The sequence below is a fragment of the Micromonospora sp. AB353 genome (genome assembly GCF_049538395.1).
Taxonomy (GTDB): Bacteria; Actinomycetota; Actinomycetes; order Mycobacteriales; family Micromonosporaceae; genus Micromonospora; species Micromonospora aurantiaca.
Genome location: NZ_JBMVFV010000045.1, coordinates 1 through 26,069, shown reverse-complemented (window position 1 = coordinate 26,069; position 26,069 = coordinate 1). Strand labels below are relative to the sequence as shown.

23 protein-coding genes are annotated in these 26,069 nt (G+C 73.8%); 7 read left to right on the top strand and 16 right to left on the bottom strand.

The features are described 5' to 3' along the window. Window positions 1-7 precede the first annotated feature (7 nt). Entirely contained in the window at window positions 8-1,024 is a 1,017-nt protein-coding gene (locus ACPCK6_RS18965) for a GNAT family N-acetyltransferase (protein WP_262013268.1), read from the top strand. Window positions 1,025-1,115: 91 nt separating this feature from the next. After that, complete coding sequence (locus tag ACPCK6_RS18960; protein ID WP_423481777.1) at window positions 1,116-4,388, top strand: lamin tail domain-containing protein; 3,273 nt, start codon at window positions 1,116-1,118, stop codon at window positions 4,386-4,388. 89 nt (window positions 4,389-4,477) lie between these two features. Here the strand turns inward: ACPCK6_RS18960 and ACPCK6_RS18955 are convergent, their stop codons facing one another. The 6 genes from ACPCK6_RS18955 to ACPCK6_RS18930 form a co-directional block, all read right to left on the bottom strand. After that, a complete protein-coding gene (locus tag ACPCK6_RS18955) occupies window positions 4,478-5,095 on the bottom strand; it encodes a helix-turn-helix domain-containing protein (RefSeq protein ID WP_423481776.1) in 618 nt (205 codons plus the stop codon). A 508-nt stretch (window positions 5,096-5,603) separates the two neighbouring features. After that, complete coding sequence (hemB, locus tag ACPCK6_RS18950) at window positions 5,604-6,587, bottom strand: porphobilinogen synthase (protein ID WP_423481775.1); 984 nt, start codon at window positions 6,585-6,587, stop codon at window positions 5,604-5,606. A gap of 14 nt (window positions 6,588-6,601) precedes the next feature. Continuing rightward, a complete protein-coding gene (locus ACPCK6_RS18945; RefSeq protein ID WP_013475156.1) occupies window positions 6,602-8,182 on the bottom strand; it encodes a bifunctional uroporphyrinogen-III C-methyltransferase/uroporphyrinogen-III synthase in 1,581 nt (526 codons plus the stop codon). After that, window positions 8,179-9,165: a hydroxymethylbilane synthase gene (hemC, locus tag ACPCK6_RS18940; RefSeq protein WP_396881034.1), complete on the bottom strand. Its 987-nt coding sequence runs from the start codon at window positions 9,163-9,165 to the stop codon at window positions 8,179-8,181. Before hemC ends, ACPCK6_RS18945 begins: the two co-directional genes overlap by 4 nt. Then, window positions 9,162-10,535: a glutamyl-tRNA reductase gene (locus tag ACPCK6_RS18935; RefSeq protein ID WP_396881033.1), complete on the bottom strand. Its 1,374-nt coding sequence runs from the start codon at window positions 10,533-10,535 to the stop codon at window positions 9,162-9,164. Before ACPCK6_RS18935 ends, hemC begins: the two co-directional genes overlap by 4 nt. Further along, complete coding sequence (locus tag ACPCK6_RS18930) at window positions 10,532-11,302, bottom strand: redox-sensing transcriptional repressor Rex (protein WP_396881032.1); 771 nt, start codon at window positions 11,300-11,302, stop codon at window positions 10,532-10,534. Before ACPCK6_RS18930 ends, ACPCK6_RS18935 begins: the two co-directional genes overlap by 4 nt. 390 nt (window positions 11,303-11,692) lie before the next feature. Here ACPCK6_RS18930 and ACPCK6_RS18925 point away from each other — a divergent pair, with 390 nt between their 5' ends. Then, window positions 11,693-12,997 (top strand): sensor histidine kinase, encoded by a 1,305-nt coding sequence (locus tag ACPCK6_RS18925; RefSeq protein WP_396881031.1) that lies wholly within the window; start codon window positions 11,693-11,695, stop codon window positions 12,995-12,997. Window positions 12,998-13,063: 66 nt separating this feature from the next. Beyond that, a complete protein-coding gene (locus ACPCK6_RS18920) occupies window positions 13,064-13,720 on the top strand; it encodes a LuxR C-terminal-related transcriptional regulator (RefSeq protein ID WP_396881030.1) in 657 nt (218 codons plus the stop codon). 9 nt (window positions 13,721-13,729) lie between these two features. On the opposite strand, the gene ACPCK6_RS18915 is transcribed toward ACPCK6_RS18920, so the two are convergent. The 3 genes from ACPCK6_RS18915 to ACPCK6_RS18905 are packed head-to-tail and all read right to left on the bottom strand — an operon-like array spanning window position 13,730 to window position 16,316. Next, window positions 13,730-14,371 (bottom strand): HAD family hydrolase, encoded by a 642-nt coding sequence (locus ACPCK6_RS18915; protein ID WP_396881029.1) that lies wholly within the window; start codon window positions 14,369-14,371, stop codon window positions 13,730-13,732. Between the two features lie 24 nt (window positions 14,372-14,395). Continuing rightward, the gene (locus ACPCK6_RS18910; protein WP_013288752.1) at window positions 14,396-14,650 is read right to left on the bottom strand and encodes a glutaredoxin family protein; all 255 of its coding nucleotides are present in this window, start codon (window positions 14,648-14,650) and stop codon (window positions 14,396-14,398) included. Then, a complete protein-coding gene (locus ACPCK6_RS18905; protein ID WP_423481774.1) occupies window positions 14,640-16,316 on the bottom strand; it encodes an AMP-binding protein in 1,677 nt (558 codons plus the stop codon). Before ACPCK6_RS18905 ends, ACPCK6_RS18910 begins: the two co-directional genes overlap by 11 nt. A 494-nt stretch (window positions 16,317-16,810) precedes the next feature. On the opposite strand from ACPCK6_RS18905, the gene ACPCK6_RS18900 reads away from it, so the two are divergent. The 3 genes from ACPCK6_RS18900 to ACPCK6_RS18890 all read left to right on the top strand — a co-directional run bounded on the left by ACPCK6_RS18900 (window position 16,811) and on the right by ACPCK6_RS18890 (window position 19,916). After that, a complete protein-coding gene (locus tag ACPCK6_RS18900) occupies window positions 16,811-17,785 on the top strand; it encodes an ECF subfamily RNA polymerase sigma factor, BldN family (RefSeq protein WP_396881027.1) in 975 nt (324 codons plus the stop codon). A 283-nt stretch (window positions 17,786-18,068) separates the two neighbouring features. After that, window positions 18,069-18,926 (top strand): DUF5667 domain-containing protein, encoded by an 858-nt coding sequence (locus tag ACPCK6_RS18895; RefSeq protein WP_423481773.1) that lies wholly within the window; start codon window positions 18,069-18,071, stop codon window positions 18,924-18,926. Window positions 18,927-19,037: 111 nt separating this feature from the next. Next, window positions 19,038-19,916 (top strand): HAD family hydrolase, encoded by an 879-nt coding sequence (locus tag ACPCK6_RS18890; RefSeq protein WP_423481772.1) that lies wholly within the window; start codon window positions 19,038-19,040, stop codon window positions 19,914-19,916. Window positions 19,917-19,922: 6 nt separating this feature from the next. Here ACPCK6_RS18890 and ACPCK6_RS18885 read toward each other — a convergent pair whose 3' ends face one another. The 7 genes from ACPCK6_RS18885 to ACPCK6_RS18855 form a co-directional block, all read right to left on the bottom strand. After that, window positions 19,923-20,780, bottom strand: a complete 858-nt coding sequence (locus ACPCK6_RS18885; RefSeq protein WP_423481790.1) for a lysophospholipid acyltransferase family protein — start codon at window positions 20,778-20,780, stop codon at window positions 19,923-19,925. A gap of 329 nt (window positions 20,781-21,109) precedes the next feature. Further along, window positions 21,110-22,183, bottom strand: a complete 1,074-nt coding sequence (locus tag ACPCK6_RS18880) for an NAD-dependent epimerase/dehydratase family protein (protein WP_366625822.1) — start codon at window positions 22,181-22,183, stop codon at window positions 21,110-21,112. A 119-nt stretch (window positions 22,184-22,302) separates the two neighbouring features. After that, window positions 22,303-22,404, bottom strand: a complete 102-nt coding sequence (locus ACPCK6_RS18875) for a 30S ribosomal protein bS22 (protein ID WP_007465623.1) — start codon at window positions 22,402-22,404, stop codon at window positions 22,303-22,305. Between the two features lie 221 nt (window positions 22,405-22,625). Next, on the bottom strand, window positions 22,626-22,835 hold the full coding sequence (locus ACPCK6_RS18870; protein WP_013288759.1) for a helix-turn-helix domain-containing protein: 210 nt from the start codon (window positions 22,833-22,835) through the stop codon (window positions 22,626-22,628). 250 nt (window positions 22,836-23,085) lie between these two features. Continuing rightward, complete coding sequence (locus ACPCK6_RS18865) at window positions 23,086-24,270, bottom strand: ABC transporter permease (RefSeq protein WP_269697712.1); 1,185 nt, start codon at window positions 24,268-24,270, stop codon at window positions 23,086-23,088. After that, window positions 24,267-25,121: an ABC transporter ATP-binding protein gene (locus tag ACPCK6_RS18860; RefSeq protein WP_423481771.1), complete on the bottom strand. Its 855-nt coding sequence runs from the start codon at window positions 25,119-25,121 to the stop codon at window positions 24,267-24,269. Before ACPCK6_RS18860 ends, ACPCK6_RS18865 begins: the two co-directional genes overlap by 4 nt. Then, window positions 25,118-26,069: efflux RND transporter periplasmic adaptor subunit (locus tag ACPCK6_RS18855; RefSeq protein WP_423481770.1), on the bottom strand; the 952-nt coding region annotated here is incomplete at its 5' end. The genes ACPCK6_RS18860 and ACPCK6_RS18855, both read right to left, overlap by 4 nt.

Here is a 26,069-nt window from a genome sequence, read left to right as displayed (position 1 = left end):
ACGGGTGATGGTGCGCGAGTGGGATCCCAGGACCGCGTCGTCCGCCGAGATCGCGTCCCTGCTGGACACGCTGAACGCGGTCCTGGCGGCCGATCTGCCGCAGGACCCGCCTTGGCGGGAGAGCTCCATGCGGGAGTATCTGTCCGAGGTGATGCCCGGCGAGCGGCGGATCTCGTGGGTCGCGCAGGACGACGCCGCCCCGGACGGCACGGCCGGGGCGATCCTCGGGCATGTGCACGTGCTGCTACTCGGCGGGATCGGCGTGCTCGAGGTGCTGGTGCACCCGGCGGTCCGGCGCAGCGGCATCGGCCGTGAGCTGGTGCGGGTGGCCGCCCGCCGGGTCTGGGACGAGGGCTTCCAGTCGATCGGCGTGGAGGTGGTCGGCGACACCCCGGCCGTGGGGTTCTACGAGTCGCTGGGCTTCACCCGCGACTACGTGGAGACCCGCAGCGTGCTCGACCTGCGCTCGGTGGACTGGCCGGCGCTCACCGAGATGGCCGCTGAGGTCGGCGCGGGCTACCGCGTGGAGTTCTGGCCGGGTGGTCCGCCGGACGAGCTGATCGAGGCGTACGCGCGGGCGAAGGCCGAGGTGCGCGACTCCGACGACGTGGAGCTGCGGCCCAGCTCCTACGACCCGGACCGGCTGCGCGACAGCCTCGCCACGCTCCACCGGCGCGGCATGAAGCCGTACATCGTGCTGGCGTTGCACGAGCAGACCGGCGAGGTGGCCGGGTTGACCGAGGTGGTGGTGCCGGCGCAGCACCCGACCCGAGCCGACCAGTACGACACGATCGTCGTCCACGACCACCGCGGCTACGGCATCGACCGGGCCATCAAGGCACGGATGCTGCTGGAGCTGCGCTCGGCCGAGCCCGAGGTGGCCGAGGTGCAGACCTGGAACGCGCAGGACAACGAGTCGATGCTGAAGGTCAACGCCGAGCTGGGCTACCGCCCCGACCGCGACTGGTGCGAATACGGTGTGGACGTCGCCGAACTGGTGCACCGGCTGGACAGTCACCGCTGACCGTTCACCGCCCGGCCATCGAAGGGCTGGACGGTGTACCCACGAGAGCCTTAACGTTCGTTAGTTCCTGTCCACCCATCGTGGAGGCCCCATGCGCCCGCGCCGCACCCTCGCCGCGCTCGCGACCACCGCCGCCGTCACCCTCACGGCGATCGCTGTCGCACCCACCGCGGCCAGCGCCGCGCCCACCGACCTTTTCATCTCGGAGTACGTCGAGGGGTCGTCGAACAACAAGGCCGTGGAGCTGTACAACGGCACCGGCGCCCCGATCGACCTGGCCGTCGGCGGCTACCAGCTCCAACTCTTCTTCAACGGCGCCACCACCTCGACGAACGTGGCCCTCACCGGGACCGTCGCCGCCGGTGACGTGTTCGTCTTCGCCGCCGCGGCGGCCGCGCCCGCGATCCTCGCCCAGGCCGACCAGACGTACTCCGGTTCGCTGTTCAACGGCGACGACGCGATCGTGCTGCGCAAGGGTGACACGGTGGTCGACTCCCTCGGCCAGGTCGGCGTCGACCCGGGCACCGAGTGGGGCAGCGGGCTGACCAGCACCGCCGACAACACGCTGCGCCGCCTGCCCTCGGTGACCGCCGGCGACACCGACCCGGCGGAACCGTTCGATCCGGCCGCGCAGTGGGCCGGCTTCGCCACCGACACGTTCGACGGGCTGGGCAGCCACACCGTCGGCGGCGGCGGACCGGTCGACCAGCCGGCCACCCTGGCCTGCGGCGGCGCGCTGACGCTGTCGGCGGGCGCCACCGCGACCCGCGAGGTGACCGCTACCGACGCCGACGACACGATCACCGACCTGGTGGTCACCTCGGTCGTGCCGGTGCCGGCGAGCGGCTCGATCAGCCGTACCGCGTTCACCCCGGCGACCACGGACGGCGGCACGGCCACCGCGACGCTCACCGCCACCGGCCTGCCGGCCGGCAGCTACGCGGTCACCGTGACCTCCACCGACACCGACGGCGACAGCGCCACCTGCACGCTCACCGTGCAGGCCACCAGCGTGCTGTCGATCGGCGAGGTGCAGGGCCGCACCGCCGACGACGAGGTCGGCCGCACCGACCGGTCGCCGCTCGCGCCGGCCAGCGGCAACGGCACCAGCTCCACGCTGTACGACGTACGCGGCGTCATCACCGGCATGTCGCTGACCCGCAGCTCGGCCGGGGCCGACCAGTGGGGCTTCTACCTCCAGAGCCGGCTCGGCAGCGACGACGGCGACCCGCTGACCTCCGACGGCCTGTTCGTCTTCATGGGCTCGTTCACCACGCTGATCGGCGGGTACGCCCCGGCCGTCGGTGACGAGGTCGTGCTGCGCGGCCGGGTCTCCGAGTACTTCAACCAGACCCAGCTCTCCGGCGCCTCGCTGGTCCGCAAGCTGGACTCCGGCCTCGACGTGGACACCGCCGTCCGGGTCGACGACGCGGTCCCGCCGGCCGAGGCGGCCGCCGCCGACCTGTTCTGGGAGCGGCACGAGGGCGAGCGGATGCGGGTACGCGCCGGCAGCGGCGTCTCCGCGCCCCGGCACATCTACTCCTCCACCGCCGACTCCGAGATCTACGTACTGGACCGCGAGGACCCGATCATGAAGCGGTCCGACCCGTACGCCCGCCGGGTGTTCCGGGACGCGCACCCGCTCGACGACATCCCCGGCACGCTGTTCGACAACGGCAACAACCAGCGCATCCTGCTGGGTGCGGGCGGCGTGAAGGCGACCGCCGGTGACTCCCGGGCGCTGCTGCCCGAGGCGCGCACGTTCGACACGCTCACCGAGGACGCCTACGGCTCCGTCTCGTACGCCTTCAGCAAGTACAGCGTGCAGCCCGAGCAGCTCACCCTGACCGGTGGCGCCGACCCGGCCGCGAACCACCCGCCGCAGCCGGCCGACCGCGGCAGCGAGGTAGCGATCGCCACCTACAACGTGGAGAACCTGTACGACTACCGGGACGACCCGTTCGACGGCTGCGACTTCGCCGGCAACACCGGCTGCCCCGGCGTCAGCCCGCCGTTCGACTACGTGCCGGCGAGCCCGGAGGCGTACGCCGCCAAGCTCGCAGTGCAGGCCCGGCAGATCGTCCAGTCGCTGCACAGCCCGGATCTGATCCTGGTGCAGGAGGCCGAGGACCAGGACATCTGCTCGGTGGTCGACGGCGCTCTGGCCTGTGGCGACACCAACAACGCCGACGGCGCGCCGGACACCGTGCAGGAGCTGGCGCTCGCCATCGCGGCGAACGGCGGCCCGGCGTACGCCGCCGCGTACGACCGGACCGGCGCGGACGCCCGGGGCATCGCCTCGGCGTTCCTCTACCGCACCGACCGGCTGACGCTGGCCGAGGCGACCGCCGCGGACCCGCTGCTGGGCTCCGCCCCGACGGTCCAGTACCGCTCGGCGGCGCTGCCGTCCAACGCCGACGTGCAGAACCCCAAGGCGCTCAACGCGGTGCTGCCGGCCGACGTGGACCGGTCGACCGGGGTGGACGGCAGCAACGTCTACACCCGCGCGGCGCAGGTGGCCCGGTTCACTGTGAAGGCCGGTCCCGGGTCGAGCGAGCGGTTCACGCTCTGGGCGGTCGCCAACCACTTCTCGTCCGGGCCGGACAGCCGGGTCGGGCAGCGCCGTGAGCAGGCCGCGTACGGTGCGGCGATCGTGCAGGCGGCCGAGGCGAGCGACCCGAACGCCCGCGTGGTGTACGGCGGCGACCTGAACGTCTTCCCCCGCCCGGACGACCCGATCGCCACCGCCCAGAACCCGACCCCGTCGGACCAGCTCGCCCCGCTGTACGAGGCCGGGCTGCACAACCTCTGGGACGACCTGGTGAGGGACGCGCCGGCGTCGGCGTACTCGTACACCTTCAGCGGGCAGGCGCAGACGCTGGACAACCTGTTCGTGAACGACCCGATGCACGACGATCTGGTGCAGGTACGGACGGCGCACATCAACGCCGACTACCCGACCGACGCGCCGGAGCTGGGCGACCGGGGTGCCAGCGACCACGACCCGCAGGTGGCCCGGTTCCGGTCGCGCGCCTCGCTGCGGGTCGCGGACACCTCGGTCACCGAGGGAGACAAGGGCACCAGCACGATGACGTTCACCGTCACCGTGTCCCGCCCGCTGTCCGAGCCGGCCCTGATCTGCGCCACCACCTACGGCACCACCGCCCAGGCCGGGTCGGACTACGACCCGTACGTGGGCTGCCGGGTGCTGGCCGCGGGCCGGACCTCGCTGACGTTCCCGGTCACCGTGCGCGGCGACCGTAAGCGCGAGGCGGACGAGAAGCTCACGCTGTACGTGGCCGGCGTGCCGGGCCTGCGGCTGGCCGACCCGTCCGGCGTCGGGACGATCCTGAACGACGACTGAGCGGTGTGCCGCGCGGCGCACCCGTCCGGCGTCGGGACGATCCTGAACGACGACTGAGCGGTGTGCCGCGCGGCGGCCCGTCGATCCCCTCATGGGCGGATCGGCGGGCCGCCGCGGTATCCGCACCGTTGCGGGTCGGGCGGGGGCGGCACGCTCCGGTACTTGGCCACCCGCACCTCCCACTGGCTGCGGCGGCGCAGCCAGTCCCGGACCTCCCGGTTGCGGTAGAACGTCTCCGGCGGGCGGGCCAGCCCGTACCGGTCGGCCCACCACTCCCCCGGCTCCGGGTCGGTGACGATGTCGAGGTGGGACGGGTATCGCCGTTCCGCGCCGTCGCGCAGGTCTGCCCGGTCACGCATCGGCTTGAGCACCCGGCCGGCCTCGTCGACGACCACGAGCCGGAAGCCGGCCGTGCCGATGATGCGCGACAGCATGGCCAGGCTCGGCGTCAGCGTCCCCGCCTCGATCCGCCCGATCGTGCTCGGATGCACCCGGGCGAACCGGGCCAGCTCACGCTGGCTGGCGTCGGCCCGGCGACGCACCGCCCGGACGATCCCCGGCGCCGGGAACGGGACGTCGAACGGCTCCGTGAGCAGAGCCGGCCCGCCGTCTGCCGCCGCTGAGGCGGGCACGCCGGGCACGCCGGGCGCGGTAGGCACGCCGGGCGCGGTGGGCGCCTCCGGCTCGGTGTCGGCGATGTCTGTCACGCCGCCCACGGTCCCGTCCCCCGCACCGACCGGGCAACCCCGCTCCCCGCCCCTGTGGAAAACCCGGGATGCGACGTCCGACTCCGCTTGGCAGCGACCGTCGGCACACACAGAGAGTGATTCTTACTCAGCGTTAATGGCTGCCACCAAAGCGAGCGACCCGACCGCAGCACAAAACCGACTTAAGCGGACACAAGCCTCGCGATCGCCGCAGAAGAGATAACTACCTCGGCAGACTTTGCTCTGCAGCCACCGGCGCAGCGCTCACGATTCGTGAGAGTTGCGCCAATGGCTGCAGAGCAAAGTCGGTGAGGGGTGAAGTGTCCTGCCGACCGAAAAGATACGCACAGTGACCAACTTGGGCTGTGGACAACGTGCGGCGACCACGACGAGGAGGGCGAGACCGAGGAACTCGGCGAGCCGGGCCCCGGCCGCCGCCGCACGAGCCGTCAGCACGGGCCGACAGCACGGGCCACGTCGGCCGAGCAGCGGTCGGTAGACCAGTAGGTCAGTACCGCTCACGCAGCAACTGGGCGGCCTCGACGGCCCAGTAGGTGAGGATGATCTGGGCGCCGGCCCGGCGGATCGAGGTGAGCGTCTCCAGCATCACCCGCTCCCGGTCGATCCAGCCGTTCGCGGCGGCCGCCTCGACCATCGCGTACTCGCCGGAGACCTGGTAGGCGGCGACCGGGACGTCCACCGCGTCCCGGACCGCCGACACCACGTCGAGGTAGGGCAGCGCCGGCTTGACCATCACCATGTCGGCGCCCTCGGCCACGTCCAGCTCGACCTCGCGCAGCGACTCGCGCAGGTTCGCCGGATCCTGCTGGTAGGTGCGCCGGTCCCCCTCCAGCGCCGACTCCACCGCGTCGCGGAACGGCCCGTAGAAGGCGGAGGCGTACTTCACCGCGTACGCGAGCACCGACACGTCCTGGTGCCCGGCTGCGTCCAGCGCCTTGCGGACGACGCCGACCTGGCCGTCCATCATCCCGGACGGACCGACCACGTGGACCCCGGCGGCGGCCTGGGCCACCGCCATGTCGGCGTACGCGGCGAGCGTGGCGTCGTTGTCGACCCCGCCGTCCGGGGTGACCAGGCCGCAGTGCCCGTGCGAGGTGAACTCGTCCAGGCACAGGTCGCTCATCACCACAGTCGCATCGCCGACCTCGGCGATCACGTCCCGGATGGCCGTGTTCAGCACGCCGGCCGGGTCGATGCCACCGGAGCCGGTCTCGTCCCGCGTCGCCGGCACCCCGAACAGCATGATCCCGCCGACCCCGGCCTGGACCGCCTCCGCGGCGGCCTTGCGCAGCGAGTCCCGGGAGTGCTGGAGCACTCCCGGGAGCGACGCGATGGCCCGCGGCTCGGTCAGGCCCTCCTTGACGAACATCGGCACGACCAGCTCGGCCGGGTCGACGCGGGTCTCGGAGACCAGCCGCCGCACGGCCGCGTTGCGGCGCAGCCGGCGGGGCCGGATCTCGGGGTACGGCATGACGGGGCCTCCTGTCAGCGGAACCGCAGGGCGGTCGGGCCCTGCACCTTGGAGCCCCGGCGCTGCTTCGCCGGCATGGCGGCGAGCTTCTCCCGCAGCTCGACGGCGTACGCGGCGAGCGCCTCCACCAGGTCGGGTACCGAGGCGTGCGGCGGCTGCACGTCGACGCGCAGGCCGAACTCGGTGGCGGTCTCCGCCGTCTTGGGCCCGATCACTGCAACGACGGTCCGGGCGTGCGGCTTCCCGGCGATGCCGACGAGGTTCCGCACGGTGGACGACGAGGTGAACAGCACCGCGTCGAACCCGCCCGACTTGATCGCGTCGCGGATCTCGGCGGGCGGCGGGGCCGCGCGCACGGTCCGGTACGCGGTCACGTCGTCGACCTCCCAGCCGCGCTCGGTGAGCCCGGCGGCGAGGGTCTCGGTGGCGATGTCGGCGCGCGGCAGCAGCACCCGGCCCACCGGGTCGAGGATCTCGTCGTGCGGCGAGAACTCGGCCAGCAGGCCCTCGGAGGACTGTTCCCCGGAGGGGATCAGCTCGGGCTGGATGCCGAAGGCGCGGACCGCCTCGGCGGTGGCGTCACCGATGCAGGCGATCTTCACGCCGCCGAAGTGGCGGGCGTCGAGGCCGTGCTCGGCGAACTTCTCCCACACCGCCCGGACCGCGTTCACCGAGGTGAAGATGACCCAGGCGTACCGGCCGTCGACCAGGCCCTTCACTGCCCGCTCCATCTGCGCCGGGGTACGCGGCGGCTCGACCGCGATGGTCGGCACCTCGCACGGGATCGCCCCGTACGCGCGCAGCCGCGCGCTCATCACGCCGGCCTGCTCCTTGGTGCGGGGCACCAGCACCTTCCAGCCGTACAGCGGACGGTTCTCCCACCAGCTCAGCTTGTCGCGGTCGGTGACTGCGGCGCCGACGGTGAGCACCACCCGGCCGGTGAAGCCGAGCGCCGCCGCGACGAAGGAGTCGACGGTCGACGTGGTGGTGTACTGCGTCTCGCCGGTGCCGTCGCCGGTCACCCCGACCGCTGTGGTGCCGTCGACGCCGGCGGCCAGCAGGCCGTCCCGGACGGCGGCCAAATCACCGGCGTCCACGGCGAGCGCCAGCGAACCCCGTCCGACGGCGGTGGCCAGCGCCTCGAAGTCCAGCGCGGTGACGTCCTCGACGTCGGCGGCGGTGCGTACGCCCGGCAGCGGGACACCCGCGTAGGTGGCCACGCCCTCGGCCTGGCCGACGCCCGGCACGACCTCGAAGTGCGCGGCGGTACGCGCGACCGCCTGCACCTCCTTGACCACCGAGTCGTGGCCGAACGGGTCACCGGCGACCAGGTGCACGGCGTTCTGCCCGGACCGGGCCGCGGAGATCAGCACCTTCGCCACGTCCCCCGGCACGCCCTCGGCGGGGCTGAACTCGGCGTCCGGCCGGGCCTGGGCGCGGACGTGCGCCAGGAGCGACTCGGGTACGCCCCGGTCGTAGACCACCTGGTCGGCCTCGACCAGGGCGTCCAGCGCCCGGCGGGTCAGCAGGCCCGGGTCGCCGGGTCCGGCCCCGACGAATGCGATCTGGCCTACGGGCTTACGGGTGCGGGTCATTCTGTGCTCCCAAGTTGCTGGGTCCCCGGGCCGGCCTGTGCGTCCTGGCCGAGGATCGAGTCGGCGCCGAGTTCGAGGAGTTCGGCGGCGAGTGCCTTGCCGATCTCCGCCGCGTCGGCGGGCGTTCCGGTGCGGGACAGCCGGAGGTCACGCGAACCGTCCGGGCTGATCACCGCACCGCGCAGATAGATCTCCTGATTGACGTCGCCCTCGTCGGTGGGCTCGCCTTCGGCGAGGACGGCGTACGCGGCCACGGGTGCGCTGCACCCTGCCTCCAGGGTGGCCAGCAGCGCCCGTTCCGCGGTGATCGCGGCACGGGACGGTGCGTGGTCGAGCAGCGCGAGCAGCTCGATCACGTCCTGGTCGTCGGCCCGGCACTCGACGGCCAGCGCACCCTGAGCGGGCGCGGGCAGCATGAGCATCGGGTCGAGCGTCTCGGTGATGACGTCGGCACGGCCGATCCGGTTGAGCCCGGCGCGGGCGAGCACGACGGCGTCGAGGTCGGCGTCCGGGCCCAGCACCCGGCCGAGCCGAGTGTCGACGTTGCCCCGGATCGGGGTGACCTCCAACTGCATGCCCAGCGCGTGCAGCTGGGCGATCCGGCGCAGCGCGCCGGTGCCGACGAGGGCGCCGGGCGGCAGCTCGGCGAGCGTACGGCCGTTCGTCGCCACCAGCGCGTCACGCGGGTCCTGCCGGGGCGGTACGGCCGCGACGTGCAGGCCGGGCGCCGCCGCGGTGGGCAGGTCCTTGTACGAGTGGACGGCGAAGTCGATCTCGCGGGCGGTCAGCGCGTCGCGCAGCGCGGACACGAACACGCCGACGCCGAGCCGCTGCACCGGGGCGGTGGACCTGTCGCCGGCGGTCACCACCTCGACCAGCTCGACCGGCCGGCCGGTGGCCGCGGTGAGGGCCTCGGCGACGTGGCCGGACTGGGCCATCGCCAGGGCGCTGCCCCGGGTACCGAGGCGAAGGGGGGCGGTCATCGCGCACCTCCGGTGGGCGGGACGTCGGCGGCGTCGAACGACGGCCGGCCGTCGAGGTCGGTGGCGACCACGTCGGGGACGGTGTCGACCGGGGACGTCTGCGGGACGTCCAGGTCGAACAGTTCGCGCAGCAGCGCCGCGTACTGGTCACCGCCGGGCTCGGCGGCGAGCTGGCGGACCCGCACTGTCGGCTGGTGCAGCAGGCGCTGCACGACCCGGTGCACGGTGCGGGCGACCTCGGCGCGCTGGTCGTCGCTGAGGTCGGGGCGGCGCTGGCCGAGGCGGCGCAGCTCGGTGCTGACGACGTCCTCGGCCCGGCCGCGCAGGGCGGCCACCGTCGGCGCGACGTCGGCACCGCGCAGCCAGCTCAGGAACGCCTCGACCTCGCCGGTGACGATCCGGGCCACCTCGGCGGCGTCGGCGGCGGCCGGCCCGTCGGCGAGGACGGCGGCCATCCGGTCGATGTCGATCACCTCGACGCCGGGCAGCTCGGCGACGCCGGGCTCGACGTCGCGCGGGACGGCCAGGTCGAGCAGGACCAGCGGGCCGCGGCCGGCGTCCCGGCGGGCCAGCGCCCGGGTCACCACGTCGCGGGTGAGCACCGGCTCGGTGGCGGCGGTGGCGGCGACCACGACGTCGACGGCGGCGAGCGCGGTGATCAGCTCGGCCATCGGTACGGCGGACGCGCCGTACGACTCGGCGAGCCGGACGGCACGGGCGGCGCCCCGGTTGGTCACGGTGAGCGGGCCGGCGCCCAGCCGGGACAGCGTGGCCACGCCCAGCGAACCCATCGCACCCGCGCCGACCACCATGGCGGGCCGGCCGGCCAGGTCGCCGTCGAGCAGCTCGGCGGCGAGGTCGAGCGCGGCGGTGACGACGCTCTGCCCGGCCCGGTCGATGTCGGTCTCGGCGTGTGCGCGCTTGCCGACCCGCAGCGCCTGCTGCATCAGCTCGTGCAGCAGCCGGCCGGCCGAGTCGGCGCCACCGGCGGAATGGTAGGCGTCGCGGAGCTGGCCGAGGATCTGCGCCTCGCCCACCACCATCGAGTCGAGCCCGGCGGCCACCCGGAAGACGTGGTCCACGGCGGCGGCGTCGTAGTGCACGTACAGGTGCGGGGCGAGCGCCGCGGGCTGGCAGCCGGCCTGGTCGGCCAGGACCGCGCAGATGTCGCCGAGTCCGCCGTGGAACCCGGAGACGGCGGCGTAGACCTCCACCCGGTTGCAGGTGGAGACCAGGACGGCCTCGGCGACGTACGGCTGGGCGATCAGGCGGTCCAGCGTGCGGGTGAGGTCGGCGGGCGGGACGGCCAGCTGTTCCAGGGTGGCGACCGGGGCGGTGCGGTAGGACGCGCCGACGACGAGCAGTTTCACGTGCCGATCGCCTCCTGGGTGTCGGTTGCCGCGAGTCCGCCGGGCAGGGCGGTGAGGGCGGACCCGCCGGTGGCGGGGAGCGCGGTCAGCGATGCCTTGCGGTGCTCGTGGAAGGACAGGATCTGCAGCTCGATGGCGAGGTCGACCTTGCGCACGTCGACCCCGTCCGGAACCGAGAGTACGCAGGGCGCGAAGTTGAGGATGCTCGTCACGCCGACGGCGACCAACTGGTCGGCGACCGCCTGGGCGGCCGGGGCGGGCGTGGCGATGACGCCGATCGAGATCGACTCCTCGGCGACGATCCGGGGCAGGTCGTCGACGTGCTGGACGACCAGGCCGTTGATCTCCTCGCCGACGCGGGACCGGTCGGCGTCGACGAGTGCGGCGATGCGGAATCCGCGGTTGGCGAAGCCGTCGTAGCCGGCCAGGGCGTGACCGAGATTACCCACGCCGACGAGCGCGACGGCGCGGCACTGGGTGAGCCCGAGCACCGAGGAGATCTGGTCGACGAGCAGCGCGACGTCGTAGCCGACGCCCCGCGTGCCGTACGAGCCGAGGTGGGACAGGTCCTTGCGGAGCTTCGCGGAGTTGACGCCGGCGGCGTTCGCCAGGCCCTCGCTGGACACCGTCTCGTGCCCGGCGTCGGCGAGCGCGTGCAGCGCACGCAGGTATTCCGGGAGCCGGGACACGGTCGCCTCGGGCAGGTCCGGAAGTGCCGGTACGGCACCGGTGCGACCGGGCGCGCCTGGTTGACGGTGCTGGCTCATGAGACTCCGTGCGGTGCGATCCTCGACCAGCGACGGGGGCCGGTCGTTTCGGGACTCCCGCTGGCGACCGAGATTGCCGGCTGTGCTAGCAGGGCGCGTCGGAACTACAGAGTAGGTGTTTGTGAAGGGGTGCACAAATCGCGATCTTGAAAGCTCGCGACGCGCCTTCACCTGCCCCTCCATTCCCGCAAGATCGATCAACCGCAGCTCTTGGCGGCGCGTGACGATTATTGCTCAATCCAGACTTCCCTGACCAATCGCGCGGGGCCCGTTGCGCTCCGTGACCGGCGTGGCGAGGCGAGTCTCACGTTTTCGAGTAGGGAGAACCCCACCCCGAAGAGGCCAGCGTGCGGGATGGGTGGGCGGGGCACGCGCCCATAGCCTCGAATCATGACCGCAGCACCACTGGCCACCGCGCCCACTCCGCTGTCCCCCGTCCACGGGCTCCTGCGCCGCCTCGCCCGCGACACCACCTACGTGCTCGTGGGCTTCCCGCTGGCGATCGTCAGCTTCGTGCTCGCCGTGGTGGGGATCGCACTCAGCGCCGGGCTGCTGGTGACCACGCTCGGCCTGCCGATCCTCGCCGGCTTCCTCTACGCGGCCCGGGGACTGGCCGACATCGAGCGGCTCCGGCTCGCCGGGGTGCTGGACCGGCCCCGGGTACGCCCGGTCTACCGCACCCCCGAGCCGGGCGCCGGGTTCTGGCGCCGCGTGTTCACCCCGATCCGGGACGCGCAGTCGTGGCTGGACCTGCTGCACGCGTTCGTCCGTCTGCTCGTGGCGGTGCCCACGTTCGTGCTGCTCGTGGTCTGGTGGGTGCTGGCGCTGGGCGGCACGCTCTACATCACCTACGACTGGGCCATCCCGCGCGGCCCGGGCGAGCAGGACCTGAGCCAGCTCCTCGGGATGGGCGACGGCGCGGGCGCACGGATCGTCCTGAACACCGCGATCGGGCTGTTCGCCCTGTTCACGCTTCCGCTGGTGGCGCGCGGCTGCGCCCGGCTCCAGGCCGGGCTGGCGTACTCGCTGCTCACCGGCGTCGCCGAGATGCGGCAGCGGATCATCACGCTGGAGGAGCAGAAGCGGGCCGCCGCCTCGGCCGAGGCGGTCGCGCTGCGCCGGCTGGAGCGTGACATCCACGACGGCCCGCAGCAGCGGCTGGTCCGGCTCGCCATGGACCTCGGCCGGGCCCGTCACCAGCTCGCCGCCGACCCGGAGGCGGCCCGGCAGACGCTCGACGAGGCGGTCGCGCAGACCCGGGAGACGCTGGACGAGCTGCGCGCCCTGTCCCGGGGCATCGCGCCGCCGATCCTCGTCGACAGGGGCCTGCCCAGCGCGCTCGCCGCGCTCGCCGCCCGTGCGCTCGTACCCACCGAGCTGACCGTGGACGACGACCTGGGCACCGCCGCCGGACGGCTCGACCCGGGGCTGGAGAGCACCGCGTACTTCGTGGTGGCCGAGGCCCTGACGAACGTCTCGAAGCACAGCCGGGCGAACACCTGCCGGGTGGAGGTCACCCGGAAGGTGGGCCGGCTGGAGATCACCGTCACCGACGACGGCGCGGGCGGCGCGCACCTGGCCAAGGGCCACGGTCTCAGCGGCATCGCCGACCGGGTCCGGGCGGCGGGCGGCACGCTGGAGGTGGACAGCCCGGCCGGCGGCCCGACCCGGATCCACGCCGAACTGCCGAGGTGACGCGCCGCGCCCGGCATCCGGACCGCCGGCCCGGCGCCGGGTCCGGGCGTGATAGACACCGGACCCATGCGGGTGGTGATCGCGGACGACGCCGTGCTGCTCCGGGAGGGGCTGGTCCGGCTGCTGACCGAGTACGGGCACGAGGTGGTGGCGGCCGTCGGTGACGGTGCCGCGCTGGTCGAGGCGGTGGTGGCGCACCGGCCCGACGTCTCGGTGGTGGACGTGCGGATGCCGCCGTCACACACCGACGAGGGACTGCGCGCCTCGGTGGAGGCCCGCCGCCGGGTGCCCGGTACGCCGATCCTGGTGCTGTCCCAGTACGTCGAGGTGTCGTACGCCGACGACCTGCTGGACACCGCGGGCGGGGGCGGCGGCGGGATCGGCTACCTGCTCAAGGACCGGGTCGCCGCGATCGACGAGTTCCTCGACGGCCTGGCCCGGGTGGCGGCCGGCGGCACCGTGCTCGACCCGGAGGTGATCAGCCAGTTGCTGGTCCGGCGGCGGCGCGACGACCCGCTGGCGTCGCTGACCCCGCGCGAGCGCGAGGTGCTGGCGTTGATGGCCGAGGGCCGCTCGAACACCGCCATCGCCCGGACGCTCGTGGTGAGCGACGGCGCGGTGGAGAAGCACGTCCGCAACATCTTCACCAAGCTGGACCTGCCCCCTGATGCGACCACCCATCACCGCCGCGTCCTGGCCGTCCTGGCCCACCTGCGCGCCTGACCGGGCCGGTCAGGGCAGCGTGCGGGCCAGCGTCACCGCCTCGGTGAGCGTGTCGGCGGCCGGGTGGCCGCTGCCGCGCAGGCGGTCCGGGTCGGACAGGCCACCGGTGTAGAGGACGCAGCGGGCGCCGACCGAGGCGGCCGCGTCGGCGTCGTCGAGCGAGTCGCCGATCAGCACCACCTCGTGCCCGCCCAGCCCCAGCTCGGCCAGGTGCTTCTCCAGCCACTCGGCCTTGTGCCCGCCGCCGACGCTGGCGCGCAGCCCGTCCACGCGGCGGAAGTGCGGGGTCAGCCCGTACGTGTGCACTGTCGGCACCAGCTCGTCGTGGAACCACATGGACAGCAGCGACTGGCTGCCCTCCCAGGACTCGATCGCGGTGGTGGCGTCGGCGGCCAGGGCGCAGGTGGTCAGCCCGGCCCGGTAGGCGTCGTGGAAGACCCGGTCGAGCGTCCCGAACGCCTCGGCGTCCACGGCCCGGCCGAGCATCTCGGCGTAGTAGTCGGCGATCGGCCGCCGGAACCGCACCCGGTGCTCGGCCGCGGTGACCGCCGGCCCGCCGGCGCTGGCGAAGGCGACGTTCGTGGCCTGGACCACCAGGTCGAGGTCGTCGAGGAGCGTTCCGTTCCAGTCCCACACGAGGTGGCGTCGCATACCCGTCACCCGAGCACCATAATGCTAGAGCTGCGGCGTGGTCAGATCGCGCAGCAGCCGGTCCTCCTCGACCCGCCAGTAGCCGTGCTCCTTGCCGTCGAGCAGCACCACCGGCAGCCGGTCGCCGTAGTCGCGCTCCATCTCCAGGTCGCCGGTGACGTCCCGCTCCACCCAGCGGTCGCCGGTGACCGCCACCACCCGGTCGAGCGCGGCCTTCGCGTCGTCGCACAGGTGGCAGCCGGGCCGGGTGATCAGGATGAGCCTCGGGTCACTGGACATCGGATACCTCCGTGCGGATCTCGGTCGGCGTCGCCGGGGACGGCACCGCGGGCGCCGGGCGCAGCTCGGTCTTGCGTACCTTCCCGATCGCCGAGTACGGCAGGCTGTCGACGAACTCGACGGCGGTCGGGCACTTGAACCGGGCCAGGTTACGCGCGCAGTGGGCGAGCAGGTCGTCCGCCGTCACCGGCGGGCCGGCCGCCCGGACCACGTACGCCCGGACAGTCTCGCCGGTTCGCGGGTGCGGCACGCCGAGGACCGCCGACTCGGCCACGCCGGGGTGGGCCCGGAGCACCAGCTCCACCTCGTGCGGGTAGACGTTGAAGCCGTTGACCAGGATCAGCTCGCCGAGCCGGTCGACCAGGAACAGGTCGCCGTCGCCGTCGGCGTACGCCACGTCACCTGTGGCCCACCAGCCGTCCGGGTCCGGCCCGCCCCGCCCGTCCGGCCAGTAACCGGCGAACAGGTTCTCCCCGCGTACCACGATCTGCCCGGGGTCGGTGCCCGTCGCCTCGTCGGAGAGGTCCATCTCGTCCTCGTCCGGGGCGTCGGCGGGCACCCCGTCGCGCCACAGCTCGGTGCCGTCGGACCCGACCAGGCGCAGCCCGACGCCGGGCAGCGGGCGGCCGATCGACCCCGGTTTCGGCTCGCCGCCGACGAGCGTCGAGGTGAGCACCGGCGCGGTCTCGGTGAGCCCGTAGCCGACGTGCACCGGGTGCCCGGTCAGCTCGGTGAAGCGCGCGCCGGCCGCGAGCGGCAGCGGTGCCGCGCCGCACACCGCGACGCGCACGGAGGCGAGCGCCGCGGCCGGGTCACGCTCCGCCTCGGCCCAGGTCAGGAACATCGACGGTACGCCGACGAGCACTGTGACCCGGTGCCGGGTGATGTCGTCCAGCGCACCGTACGGGCCGGGCTCGTCGACGAGCACCCCGGTCGCGCCGTGCCGCACGACGGCGCCGAGCGCGGAGTTCAGCCCGTACGCGTGGAACAGCGGAAGGGCGAGCAGCACGACGTCGTCGGGGCCGACCACTGGTGGTTCGATGCGGTCGACCTGGTCGTGGTTGGCAGCGAGCGCCCGGTGCGGCAGCATCGCGCCCTTGGGCCGGCCCTCGGTGCCGGAGGTGTAGAGCAGGACGGCGAGGTCGCCGCCGGAGCGGGCCGGGAACCGGGCCGGGACGTCGTCGCCGGCCACCGGCGGCGCGGTGTGCACGGCACGCAGCGCGGGCAGTTCGGCCGGATCGACGCGGCCGGTCACCTCGGGCGCGCCGATCAGCACGGCGGCGCCGGAGTCGGCGAGGACGTGCCGCAGCTCGCGGGCGGTCAGCGTGGGGTTGACAGGTACGGCCACCAGGCCGGCCCGGAGCGCGGCGAGGTAGGTGACCACGAAGTCCGGCGTGTTGCCGAACGCGACCGCCACCCGGGGCGGGTGGCCGGTTCCGTCGGCCGGTGGCGTGTCGGCGAGCAGCGCGCGGGCGGTGGCGGTGACCGCGTCGTCCAGCTCGGACCAGGTCAGCGTCCGGTCGCGCCAGTGCAGCGCGGCCCGGTCGCCCCGCTCGAGGGCGGCGTGGCGGAGCCGGTCGGCGAGGTTCGGCGCGGAGCTTTCGGCGGCGTCCTGCACGGTGGCTGAGTCTGGCACAGCGGTGTCCGACAGGCCATGCCCGAACACGGCGCCGGGTCCGCCGCACGGGACTGCAATTGCCGTACGGTGGGATTCCTAGCCACGGGATGAGGATCTCCACGGTGCCCGGGCGGACAGCCGGAAGCGACCCGGCCGCACCGCTCCCGCGACACGCCGAGCGAAAAGAAAATCGGCTCCGACCAGGACTTTCCACTGCGGACCAGGTTCCGGCGCGAAAGTCAACCACACGCGACGGACAACCGGTCCGCCATGTGTGCGACCTGGCGGGAAATACTTCCGCTCTGTGTAACGGACTTGCCACGCGTGGGTGACGTTGGCCCTATCATCACTCGGGTCGGCTCACCCCATTTGCCGTGAGTCGACACCCCTCAGCCCGAGGAGGCCCCCGTGCCCGTGAGCGCATTGGACCAGCACCTCAAGGGGATCTGCCGCCCGTCGGCACGTCCCGACCCGGCCGTGCCCGACCGGGTGTTACCCGGTCCTCCGGCGCGGTCACTGTCCGCCAAGCCTGGGGAGGCGCGGTGACCACCTTCGGTTACGCCGAACGACCGGCCGGCGTCACCGGCCCGGCCCAGCGCAACCCGCTCAACGAGCGCGCGGACCCCGGCCCGCGGAGCGCCGACGGCCAGCTCGCGGTACGCGGTGACGGGCGGCGCGTCCGCAGCCGCGCGCACCACACCAACGAGGCGCCGCCACGCCCCGCGACCCCGGGCGGCAACGCGAAGCCCGCGACCGGCCGCCTGGGCAGCCCGGCCCGCCCGACGATGCCGGCCCAGGCGCGACGCGGCGACGCGGCGACCGGGACCGAGCCGTCCGCCGCCGCCGAGACGGCGATCCTGCCGGCGGTGACCACCGGTGACACCGCGGTCCTGCCCGCCGTACCGGCCGCCCCGCCCGCCACCGGCTTCCCCAGCCGCCCCGACCCGTCCGACCCGGCCACCGAGGTGTGGACGCTGGTCGAGCGCGCCCAGGCGGGCGAGTCCGAGGCGTTCGGGCTGATCTACGACAGGTACGTCGACACCGTCTTCCGGTTCGTCTACTTCCGGGTCGGCAACCGCCAGCTCGCCGAGGACCTCACCTCCGACACGTTCCTGCGGGCGCTCAAGCGGATCGGCAGCTTCACCTGGCAGGGACGCGACCTCGGCGCCTGGCTGGTCACCATCGCCCGCAACCTGGTCGCCGACCACTTCAAGTCCGGGCGCTACCGGCTGGAGGTCACCACCGGTGACGTCCTGGACGCCGACCGGGAGGACCGCGGCCCCGAGGGCAGCCCCGAGGCCGCGGTGGTGGAACACATCACGAACGTCGCCCTCCTCACCGCCGTCAAGCAGCTCAACCCGGAGCAGCAGGAGTGCATCGTGCTGCGGTTCCTCCAGGGCTTCTCGGTGGCCGAGACGGCCCGCGCCATGGGCAAGAACGAGGGTGCCATCAAGGCTCTGCAATACCGGGCCGTCCGGGCGCTGGCCCGGCTGCTGCCCGACGGCTTCCACTCCTGATCGGTCCGACCCGGCCGGCGCACGCTCGCCGGGCGGTGTCGCATGCCCGACGTACCCCACCCCGCCCCTCACTCCCGGTGATTTCGCCGCCGCCCCAGCCGTAACCGGCGACCGGCGCGGTCCGTTTCTCCGGGTGCGACCAGTGGTTGTCCCGGCGTCCCCCGGGCCACCCGGTCCGGCGGGTCAGGTCGGCCGTCCCGGTCGGCTTCGGGCCACACGCTGCCACCGGTCGCTGGTGACGACGACGGCCGCCCGGCCGTGACCAGCGAGAGGGGGTGCCGCGGTGGACAGCGACCTCTTCTCCCGTCGGCGAGCCGAGCGCTTCGCGCAACTCCTCGACGAGGCCAACGGCGGACGCCGGCACCACGTCCGGTCCAAGGCGGACGGTGAACTCACCGCGCTCGTCGAGGTGAGCCGCCGGATCACCGCCGATCGGCCCGACGTCGAGGTGGACGCCGAGTTCCGTACCGGCCTGCGGGCGATGCTCGTGGCCACCGCCGAACGCGAGGGCGTCGGCGCTCCGGACAAGACCGGCACCCCCGGCGTACGCGGCGCGCTGATCCCCGCCATCACCGGCCGCCGGGCGCGGGCCCGGGGCGCGATCCTGGTCGGCGTGGCCGCCGGGGCGGTCGCCCTCTCCGGCATCTCCGCCGCCAGCGAGAACGCGCTTCCCGGTGACGCCCTGTACGGCATGAAGCGCTCCACCGAACGTGCCCAGCTCGCGCTCGCCAGCTCGGACATCAGCCGCGGGCAGCTCTTCCTCGACTTCGCCCGTACCCGGCTCGACGAGGCCGCCTCGGTCCGCGACGACCGGCTCGGCTTCAGCGCCGTCCTGGACGACATGGACGCGGACACCCGCCAGGGCGTACGCCTGCTGACCACCGTCGCCGCGCAGCGCTCCGACCCGGCGGCGCTGGACGCGGTGGACACCTTCCTCGCCGGCCAGCGCCGGGTGGTCAGCGGCCTGCTCGACCGGCCCGACCACGCCGACCGGGAGCGCACCCGGCGCTCGCTGTCCCTGCTCGACGCGGCCGGCAAGCGCGCCGACGCGCTCCGCGAGGCGATTGCCTGCGGGCTGCCCGCGCCGCAGGCCAGCGACATGCTCGGGCCCGCGCCGTCCACGTGCCCGGCCGCCCGCTGAGCGGTCGACGCCTACCGCGCCACACTTCTCCCGGCGGACACCCGGCCGTCACACCGTGCCGGATACGCTCGACTCGGAGCACGTACGCGTCGTCGAGGCAGGGAGGTCGCCGTGGCCGGGAGCCGGAAGGTGACCGTCAGCACCGACGCGCACGGGCACACCGCGGGCTGGTCGGAGACCCCCTCGGCACCGGCGACCACTGTCACGCCCGACCCCACCGCGGCCGCGTTCTTCGACGTGGACAACACGATGATGCAGGGCGCGTCGATCTACTGGTTCGCCCGCGGGCTGGCCGCCCGGAAGTACTTCACCACCGGCGACCTGGCCCGGTTCGCCTGGCAGCAGGCACGGTTCCGGCTGCTCGCCACCGAGCACGCGGGCGACATGTCGCAGGCCAAGGAGGCGGCACTCGCCTTCGTCCAGGGCTGGCGGGTCGACGACATGGAACGCCTCGCCGACGAGATCTTCGACGAGCTGATGGCGCCGCGCATCTGGGCCGGCACGCGTCGCCTGGCCCAGCGCCACCTCGACGCGGGCGAGCGGGTCTGGCTGGTCAGCGCCGCCCCGGTGGAGATCGGCCGGGTGATCGCGGCCCGGCTCGGCCTGACCGGCGCGATCGGCACGGTGGCCGAGGTGCTCGACGGCGCGTACACCGGGCGGCTGGTCGGTGACCTGATGCACGGGCCGGCGAAGGCCGAGGCGGTCACCCAGCTCGCCGCCGTGGAAGGGCTGGACCTGGCCCGGTGCGCCGCCTACAGCGACTCGGCGAACGACCTGCCGATGCTCTGCGCGGTCGGCCGCGCGGTGGCCGTCAACCCCGATCCGGCGCTGCTGCGGCAGGCCCGAGAGCGGGGCTGGGACGTGCGCGACTTCCGCACCGGGCGGCGGGCCGTACGCATCGCCGTGCCCTCCACCGCGGCGGCCGGGCTGCTCGCCGGCGCGGTCACCGCCGGCCTGGCGCTGCACCGGCGCCGCCACCGCGAGGCCTGAACCGGCTCAGGGGCCGAACGGGTCCGGCCGGCGTTCGAGCAGCTTGTGCAGCGTCTGCTGGATCGTCTCCCGCACCTGGTCGGCGAGGTTGAACACCACCAGCGGATCATCAGCCGCGTCACGCAGGTGCGCGGTCGGGATCGGCGGGCAGAACTCGATCAGCCACTTGCTCGGCAGCGGCACCATGCCCAGCGGCCCCAGCCAGGGGAACGTCGGCGTGACCGGGAAGTACGGCAGTTTGAGCAGCCGGGCCAGCGGCTTGATGTCGGCGAGCATCGGGTAGATCTCCTCGCCGCCGACGATCGCGACCGGCACGATCGGCGTACCGGTGCGCAGCGCGGCGGAGACGAACCCGCCCCGCCCGAAGCGCTGGAGCTTGTAGCGGTCGGCGTAGAGCTTGCCGACGCCCTTGAAGCCCTCCGGGAACACGCCCACCAGTTCCCCGTTGCCGAGCAGCCGCTCCGCGTCCGGGTTGCAGGCGACGGTGCCGCCGGTCTTCCGGGCGATCTCGGAGACGACGGGCATCCGGAAGACCAGGTCGGCGCCGAGCAGCCGCAGGTAGCGGTGCGCCGGGTGCCGGTCGTGCAGCGCGGTGGAGAGGATCAGCGCGTCGAGCGCCACGGTGCCGGAGTGGTTGCCGACGACGAGACCGGCACCCTCGTCCGGTACGTGCTCGATGCCGCTGACCTCGGTGCGGAACCAGTCCCGGTAGAGCAGCCGGACCAGCGGGTGGACCACCGCGTCGGTCAGGTCGGGGTCGAAGCCGAACTCGTCGACCTCGTAGTCACCGGCGAGCCGCCGCCGCAGAAATGCCAGCGCCTGGGCCACCCTGCGGTCCCAGTGGTCCCCCGGCCGGTCGGCCACCGCCGGACCCGACGGCGCGTTCCCGGTCGACGCCTCGTCCGCGGGGGCCTGCGGCGCGACGGTCTTCTTCGCCACCGCTTTCTTGGCGACCGTCTTCTTCGCCACTGTCTTCTTCGCCGGCTGGTGCGGCGTGGCCGGGCCCGGAACGCCCGGCTCGGCAGCCGCGCCCGGCTCGTCGGCGGAGGTGTCCGGCTCGTCCGGCGGCGCGGCAGGGCGGGCGGACGGCGCGGTCACCCGGCGGTGCCCGTTGCGCCGCGCCGGCTCCGCGCCCGGATCCGGCACACCCAGCGGTACGTCGAAGCGCCCGTCACGCCGCTCGTCGGGGCTGCTCACGAACGCTCCCGGACGGTCGAGCGGACCTGCCTGATGCTCTCCAGCACCAACTGCTCGGCGGCGGCGAGCTGGTCGCGGGTGACCACGACGCCGCCGTGGTGGGCGCGGATGAAGTCCTCGAACGCGGCGGCGGTCGAGCGGGGCGTGAAGCCGTACTCCCGCTCCAGTCGGCTGGTGTCCACCACCCGACCGTGCACGAAGAGGTCCACCTGATCCAAGCCGTACCGGCCGAAGCCCAGACTGCGGGCGATCGCGGCGACCCCGGCCAGGCCCGGTTCCAGCACCGGCACCGCTACCCGGCCGGCCCGGCGGATCGCCTGCGACAGTGACAGCACCCCCGGCCCGGCGACGTTGTACGTGCCCGGGTGGTCCTCGGCGACGGACCGGTGCAGCACCTCCAAAGCGTCGTCGAAGTGCACGAACTGCAGGCGCGGGTCGCGGCCGAAGACGGTGGGCACCACGGGCTGGGAGAAGTAGCGGGTGAGCGTGGTGTCGGCGGCGTACCCGATGAACGGGGCGAAGCGCAGCACCGTCGCGGTGACGTCGGGCCTGCGGCGGCGGAACCCGCGGACGTACCCCTCGATGTCGAGGATGTCGCGGCCGAAACCGCCGCGCGGCACCTCGCGCGGCTCGGTCTCCTCGGTGAAGACGGCCGGATCGCGGAACGACACCCCGTACGCGGCGGTGGACGAGCGGACCACGAGCTTGCGCAGCCGGGGCGCGCGTTGCGCGGCGGCGAGCAGCTGCATGGTGCCGATGACGTTCTGTTCCTTCATCCCCGCCCGGCCGCCCTGCTGCGGGTCGGGGGCGGTGACGAGCGCCAGGTGCACCACGGTGTCGACGTCGAGGTCGTGCAGGAGGCCGCCGAGCGAGTCGAGGTCCAGGCGGATGCGTTCGACGTCGGAGAGCAGGTCGGTCAGCTCGGGGTTGGGTGGTGCCGGGTCGACCCCGATGACGCGTTCGATCCGCTCGTCGGCGGCGAGCCGGGCGGCCACGTGGGCGCCGAGCCAGCGGCCGACCCCGGTGACGACGACGACCCCCGGGGCACCGGAGGTGTCACCGGGGGTCATGTCGTGCGCCTAGCGCGGCAGGCGGGATCGAGCCGGGACGTCCGCGGCCTGATCACCTGAGCCTCCGAGGGTCGACAGTTGGCAAGTGGTGCCGGTGCCGGGCTGCTGCCCGGCCCCGGTCACTTGCCGAGACGGCGACGCTGGACGCGGGTCTTGCGCAGCAGCTTGCGGTGCTTCTTCTTAGCCATGCGCTTGCGGCGCTTCTTGACCACCGAGCCCATACGACAGCCTTTCGATGCAACGTGCGGGGCGGACCGGACGGCACCACCACGGGTGGCGCCGTGACCGCTTGCGGACAACGGACCGGACCAGCGTGGTGGGCAGGGCACACCAGAGAGCGGTCACGGTCGTGGCCCAGCCTAACCGGAGTGCGTCAGCAGGACCAACGCGCCCCCGTCGATGCCCCTTTTCGTCGCACTCGGCGGACCGGTGCGCCGAGGGCTCAGGCGGACTCCTGGAAGGCGCCCCGGAGGTATTCGTGCACGGCGTGCTCGGGCACCCGGAACGACCGGCCGACCCGTACCGCGGTCAGCTCACCGCTGTGCACGAGGCGGTAGACGGTCATCTTGGAGACCCGCATGACCGTCGCCACCTCGGCGACGGTCAGGAACCTGACATCCGACAGCCGTGCGTCGGACTGCGACCCGGCCATGGCTCACCGACCCATTCCCGTGCCCGGCGCGTGTCACCGGGCAGGTGTTCCCGCCTCGACGAGCGACGCGCGTGTAACCAGTACGGTAGCGGGACGGCTGTGACCTGCGCGATCCCTTCCACCCTTTGATCATGGCGAGGCAGCCGTTCACCCGATGTCCACCAGGGCTTTTTCGCCCGGACGGGTGTCTCGTCCGATCCGGCTGCCGGGCGGGCGACGCCGCCCGGTGCTCCGCGCGCAGCACCATCTCCTACTCGGCGCGCAGCGCCACCACCGGGTCGAGCCGTCCGGCCCGCTGCGCCGGCACCACGCCGAAGACGATGCCGACCGCTGCGGAGACGCCGAACGCCAGCGCCAGCGACCACCAGGTGATCGCCGCCGGAATCGGCGAGAACGCGTCCACGAGCAGCGCGGTGCCCACGCCCAGCGCCATCCCGGTCAGGCCGCCGACCGAGGTGAGCAGCACCGCCTCCAGCAGGAACTGCACGCCGATGTCGCGAGGGCGGGCGCCGACCGCCTTGCGCAGGCCGATCTCGCGGGTCCGCTCGCGTACCGAGACCAGCATGATGTTGGAGACGCCGACGCCGCCGACCAGCAGCGAGATGCCCGCGATGGCGGCCAGTACGCCGGTGAGCACGCCCAGGATGTCGCCGAGCACGCCGAGGATCTGCCGCTGGGTGACGGCGCTGAACTCGGTGTCCGGGTGCCGGCGGGACAGCTCCGCGACGATCCGGTCACCGAGTTCGTCGATCCGCTCCCGGTCCGGCGCCTTCACCGCGATGCCGTCGATGCGCTGGGTGCCCCAGAGCCGTTGCGCCGCCGTCACCGGTACGTGCACCTCGTCGTCCCGGTCCACGCCGAGGCTCTGCCCGAGCGGGGCGAACACGCCGATCACCCGGAACCGCACCCCGGCCAGCGTGACCTGCTGGCCGAGCGGATCCCGGTCGGGGAAGAGCGCCCGGGCCACCGAGTCGCCCAGCACCGCCACCCGGCGGCTGGTGTCCACGTCCGCCCCGGTGAGGTAGCGGCCCCGTGACAGCGACCTGGTGAACACCGACGGGGTGGTCTCCAGGACGCCCTGCACGGTGGTGAAGTCGGACCGGTTGCCGGCCCGCGCGGTCGCGCCGGAGGCCACCGTGACGGCGACCCGGCCGGGGTCGCCGACCACCCGGGAGACCGCGTCCGCGTCGCTGAGGTCCAGCGGCGAGACCACCGGCGCGGTGCCCACCTCGATCCGGCCCGGCACCACCAGCAGCAGGTTCGAGCCGAGCCCTTCGACCTGCTGCTCGACCTGCTGTTTCGTGCCGGTGCCGATGGCTACCAGGATCACCACCGAGGCCACCCCGATGATCACCCCGAGCATGGTCAGCAGGCTGCGCATCCGGTTGGCCCGCAGCGCGTCCGACGCCACCCGCCACGCCTCGGCCAGCCTCATCCGGCGTCGCCCCCGCTGCGCGGAAGGCGCCCGGTGGCCCCGGTGGCGCCACCGGGGCCACCGGGCGGGTGCCCCGGGCCGCTTCCGGACGCGGACCGGGGCTCCGCGCTGGGAGCGGGGTCCAGTGTCGCAGGTACGCCGGAGCCGTCCGACGGCGGTCGATCATGAAGGCTGTCGGACCGGATGAGTCCGTCCCGTACCGCGATGCGCCGGTGTGCCCGGGCGGCCACCTCCTGGTCGTGGGTCACCATCACCAACGCCACCCCGGACTCGGCGTTCAACTGTTCCAGCAGTTCCAGCACCGCCTCGCCGGTGGCGCTGTCGAGGTTGCCGGTCGGCTCGTCGGCGAGCAGCACCGCCGGTTCGGTGACAAGCGCCCGGGCGATCGCCACCCGCTGCTGCTCGCCGCCGGAGAGCTGGTTGGGCCGGTGGTGCAGCCGGTGGCCGAGCCCGACCCGGCCCAGCATCGCCGCCGCCCGCTCCCGCCGCTGCCGCGCCCCGACACCCCGGTAGACGAGCGGCAACGCCACGTTGTCCACTGCCGACGTACGGGCCAGCAGGTGGAACGCCTGGAACACGAAGCCGATGGTCTCGTTGCGCAGCGTCGCCAGCTCCGGCGCGGTGAGTGTGGTCACGTCCCGCCCGCCGATCACCAGCCGGCCGCCGCTGGGCCGGTCCAGCCCGCCGAGCAGGTGCATGAGCGTCGACTTGCCCGAGCCGGACGGGCCGATCACCGCCACGTACTCGCCCTGGTCGATGGTGAGCGACACCCCGCGCAGCGCGGACACCGAGACGCCGTCCAGCTCGTACGTGCGCCAGACGTCGACCGCCTCGACCGCCGGTACGGTCACCGCAGTTCCTGGCCGTCGCGCACCTGGTCGGCGCCGCGCACCACCACCCGGTCACCGGCTCGTACGCCGTCGACGATCTGCACCAGGTCCTGCCCCTGCACGCCCACCGTCACCGGCACCCGGTCGGCCCGGCCGTCGCGCAGCACCCAGACCGCGTCCCGCCCGTCGGTGGAGAACACGGCCGACGCCGGTACCGCCACCGCGTCGGCTGCCTCCCGCACGCGCAGCCGTACGACGGCGTTCATGCCGGGGCGGGGCGCCGGAGCGGCCTCGGCCTCACCGAGGCGGCCGGCGCCCAGGTCGAGCCGGACCCGGTAGGTGACGCCACCCCGCGCCGAGTTGGTCGGCAGCACGTCCACCGACCGCACCGTGGCGTCGTACGTCGCGCCGGTCACCGCGTCCAGCTCGACCGACGCGGGCACCCCGGCCCGGACCAGCAGCACGTCGGTCTCGTCCACCTCGGCGAGCAGGCCGAGCCGGCCGATGTCCACCACGGTGAGTACCGCCGTGCCGGCGGTGACCCGGCCACCGGCCGGGATCGCGTCGTCCACCCCCGGCGGCGGCCCGCCCTGCCCGCCACCGCCCAGCGCCGACGGGTCGAGACCGGGCACCCCGGCGCCACCCGCCGCACCGAGCAGCCCGGCCAGGTCGGCCGGTGCCGCCGACCGGGTGCCGCCCGGCTGCACCACACCGGCGATCGGCGCGCGCAACGTCAACGCGTCCACTGTCGCCTTCGCCAGGTCGTACGCCTGCTGGGCCTGAAGTCGTTGCGCGGCCGACAGCGCGCCGACGGCGCTGTTCAGGCCGGCGACGCCGCGCTGCACCTGGGCCACGGCCCGGTCGGCGGCGCGGGCGGCCGACTCGTACTGCCGCTGCGCCGAGGAGACCTGGAGCAGCAGTGCGGCGCGTACCCGCGGGTCGCCGACCTTGCCGGCGGCCGCGCGGGCG

What these genes read in the sequence shown, in the direction of transcription:
- ACPCK6_RS18965 (WP_262013268.1), top strand. Translation starts at nt 8, where the DNA reads ATGGTGCGCGAGTGGGATCCCAGGACCGCGTCGTCCGCCGAGATCGCG.
- ACPCK6_RS18960 (WP_423481777.1), top strand. Translation starts at nt 1,116, where the DNA reads ATGCGCCCGCGCCGCACCCTCGCCGCGCTCGCGACCACCGCCGCCGTC.
- hemB (WP_423481775.1), bottom strand. Translation starts at nt 6,587, where the DNA reads ATGCCGTACCCCGAGATCCGGCCCCGCCGGCTGCGCCGCAACGCGGCC.
- ACPCK6_RS18945 (WP_013475156.1), bottom strand. Translation starts at nt 8,182, where the DNA reads ATGACCCGCACCCGTAAGCCCGTAGGCCAGATCGCATTCGTCGGGGCC.
- hemC (WP_396881034.1), bottom strand. Translation starts at nt 9,165, where the DNA reads ATGACCGCCCCCCTTCGCCTCGGTACCCGGGGCAGCGCCCTGGCGATG.
- ACPCK6_RS18930 (WP_396881032.1), bottom strand. Translation starts at nt 11,302, where the DNA reads ATGAGCCAGCACCGTCAACCAGGCGCGCCCGGTCGCACCGGTGCCGTA.
- ACPCK6_RS18925 (WP_396881031.1), top strand. Translation starts at nt 11,693, where the DNA reads ATGACCGCAGCACCACTGGCCACCGCGCCCACTCCGCTGTCCCCCGTC.
- ACPCK6_RS18920 (WP_396881030.1), top strand. Translation starts at nt 13,064, where the DNA reads ATGCGGGTGGTGATCGCGGACGACGCCGTGCTGCTCCGGGAGGGGCTG.
- ACPCK6_RS18915 (WP_396881029.1), bottom strand. Translation starts at nt 14,371, where the DNA reads ATGCGACGCCACCTCGTGTGGGACTGGAACGGAACGCTCCTCGACGAC.
- ACPCK6_RS18910 (WP_013288752.1), bottom strand. Translation starts at nt 14,650, where the DNA reads ATGTCCAGTGACCCGAGGCTCATCCTGATCACCCGGCCCGGCTGCCAC.
- ACPCK6_RS18880 (WP_366625822.1), bottom strand. Translation starts at nt 22,183, where the DNA reads ATGACCCCCGGTGACACCTCCGGTGCCCCGGGGGTCGTCGTCGTCACC.
- ACPCK6_RS18875 (WP_007465623.1), bottom strand. Translation starts at nt 22,404, where the DNA reads ATGGGCTCGGTGGTCAAGAAGCGCCGCAAGCGCATGGCTAAGAAGAAG.
- ACPCK6_RS18870 (WP_013288759.1), bottom strand. Translation starts at nt 22,835, where the DNA reads ATGGCCGGGTCGCAGTCCGACGCACGGCTGTCGGATGTCAGGTTCCTG.
- ACPCK6_RS18865 (WP_269697712.1), bottom strand. Translation starts at nt 24,270, where the DNA reads ATGAGGCTGGCCGAGGCGTGGCGGGTGGCGTCGGACGCGCTGCGGGCC.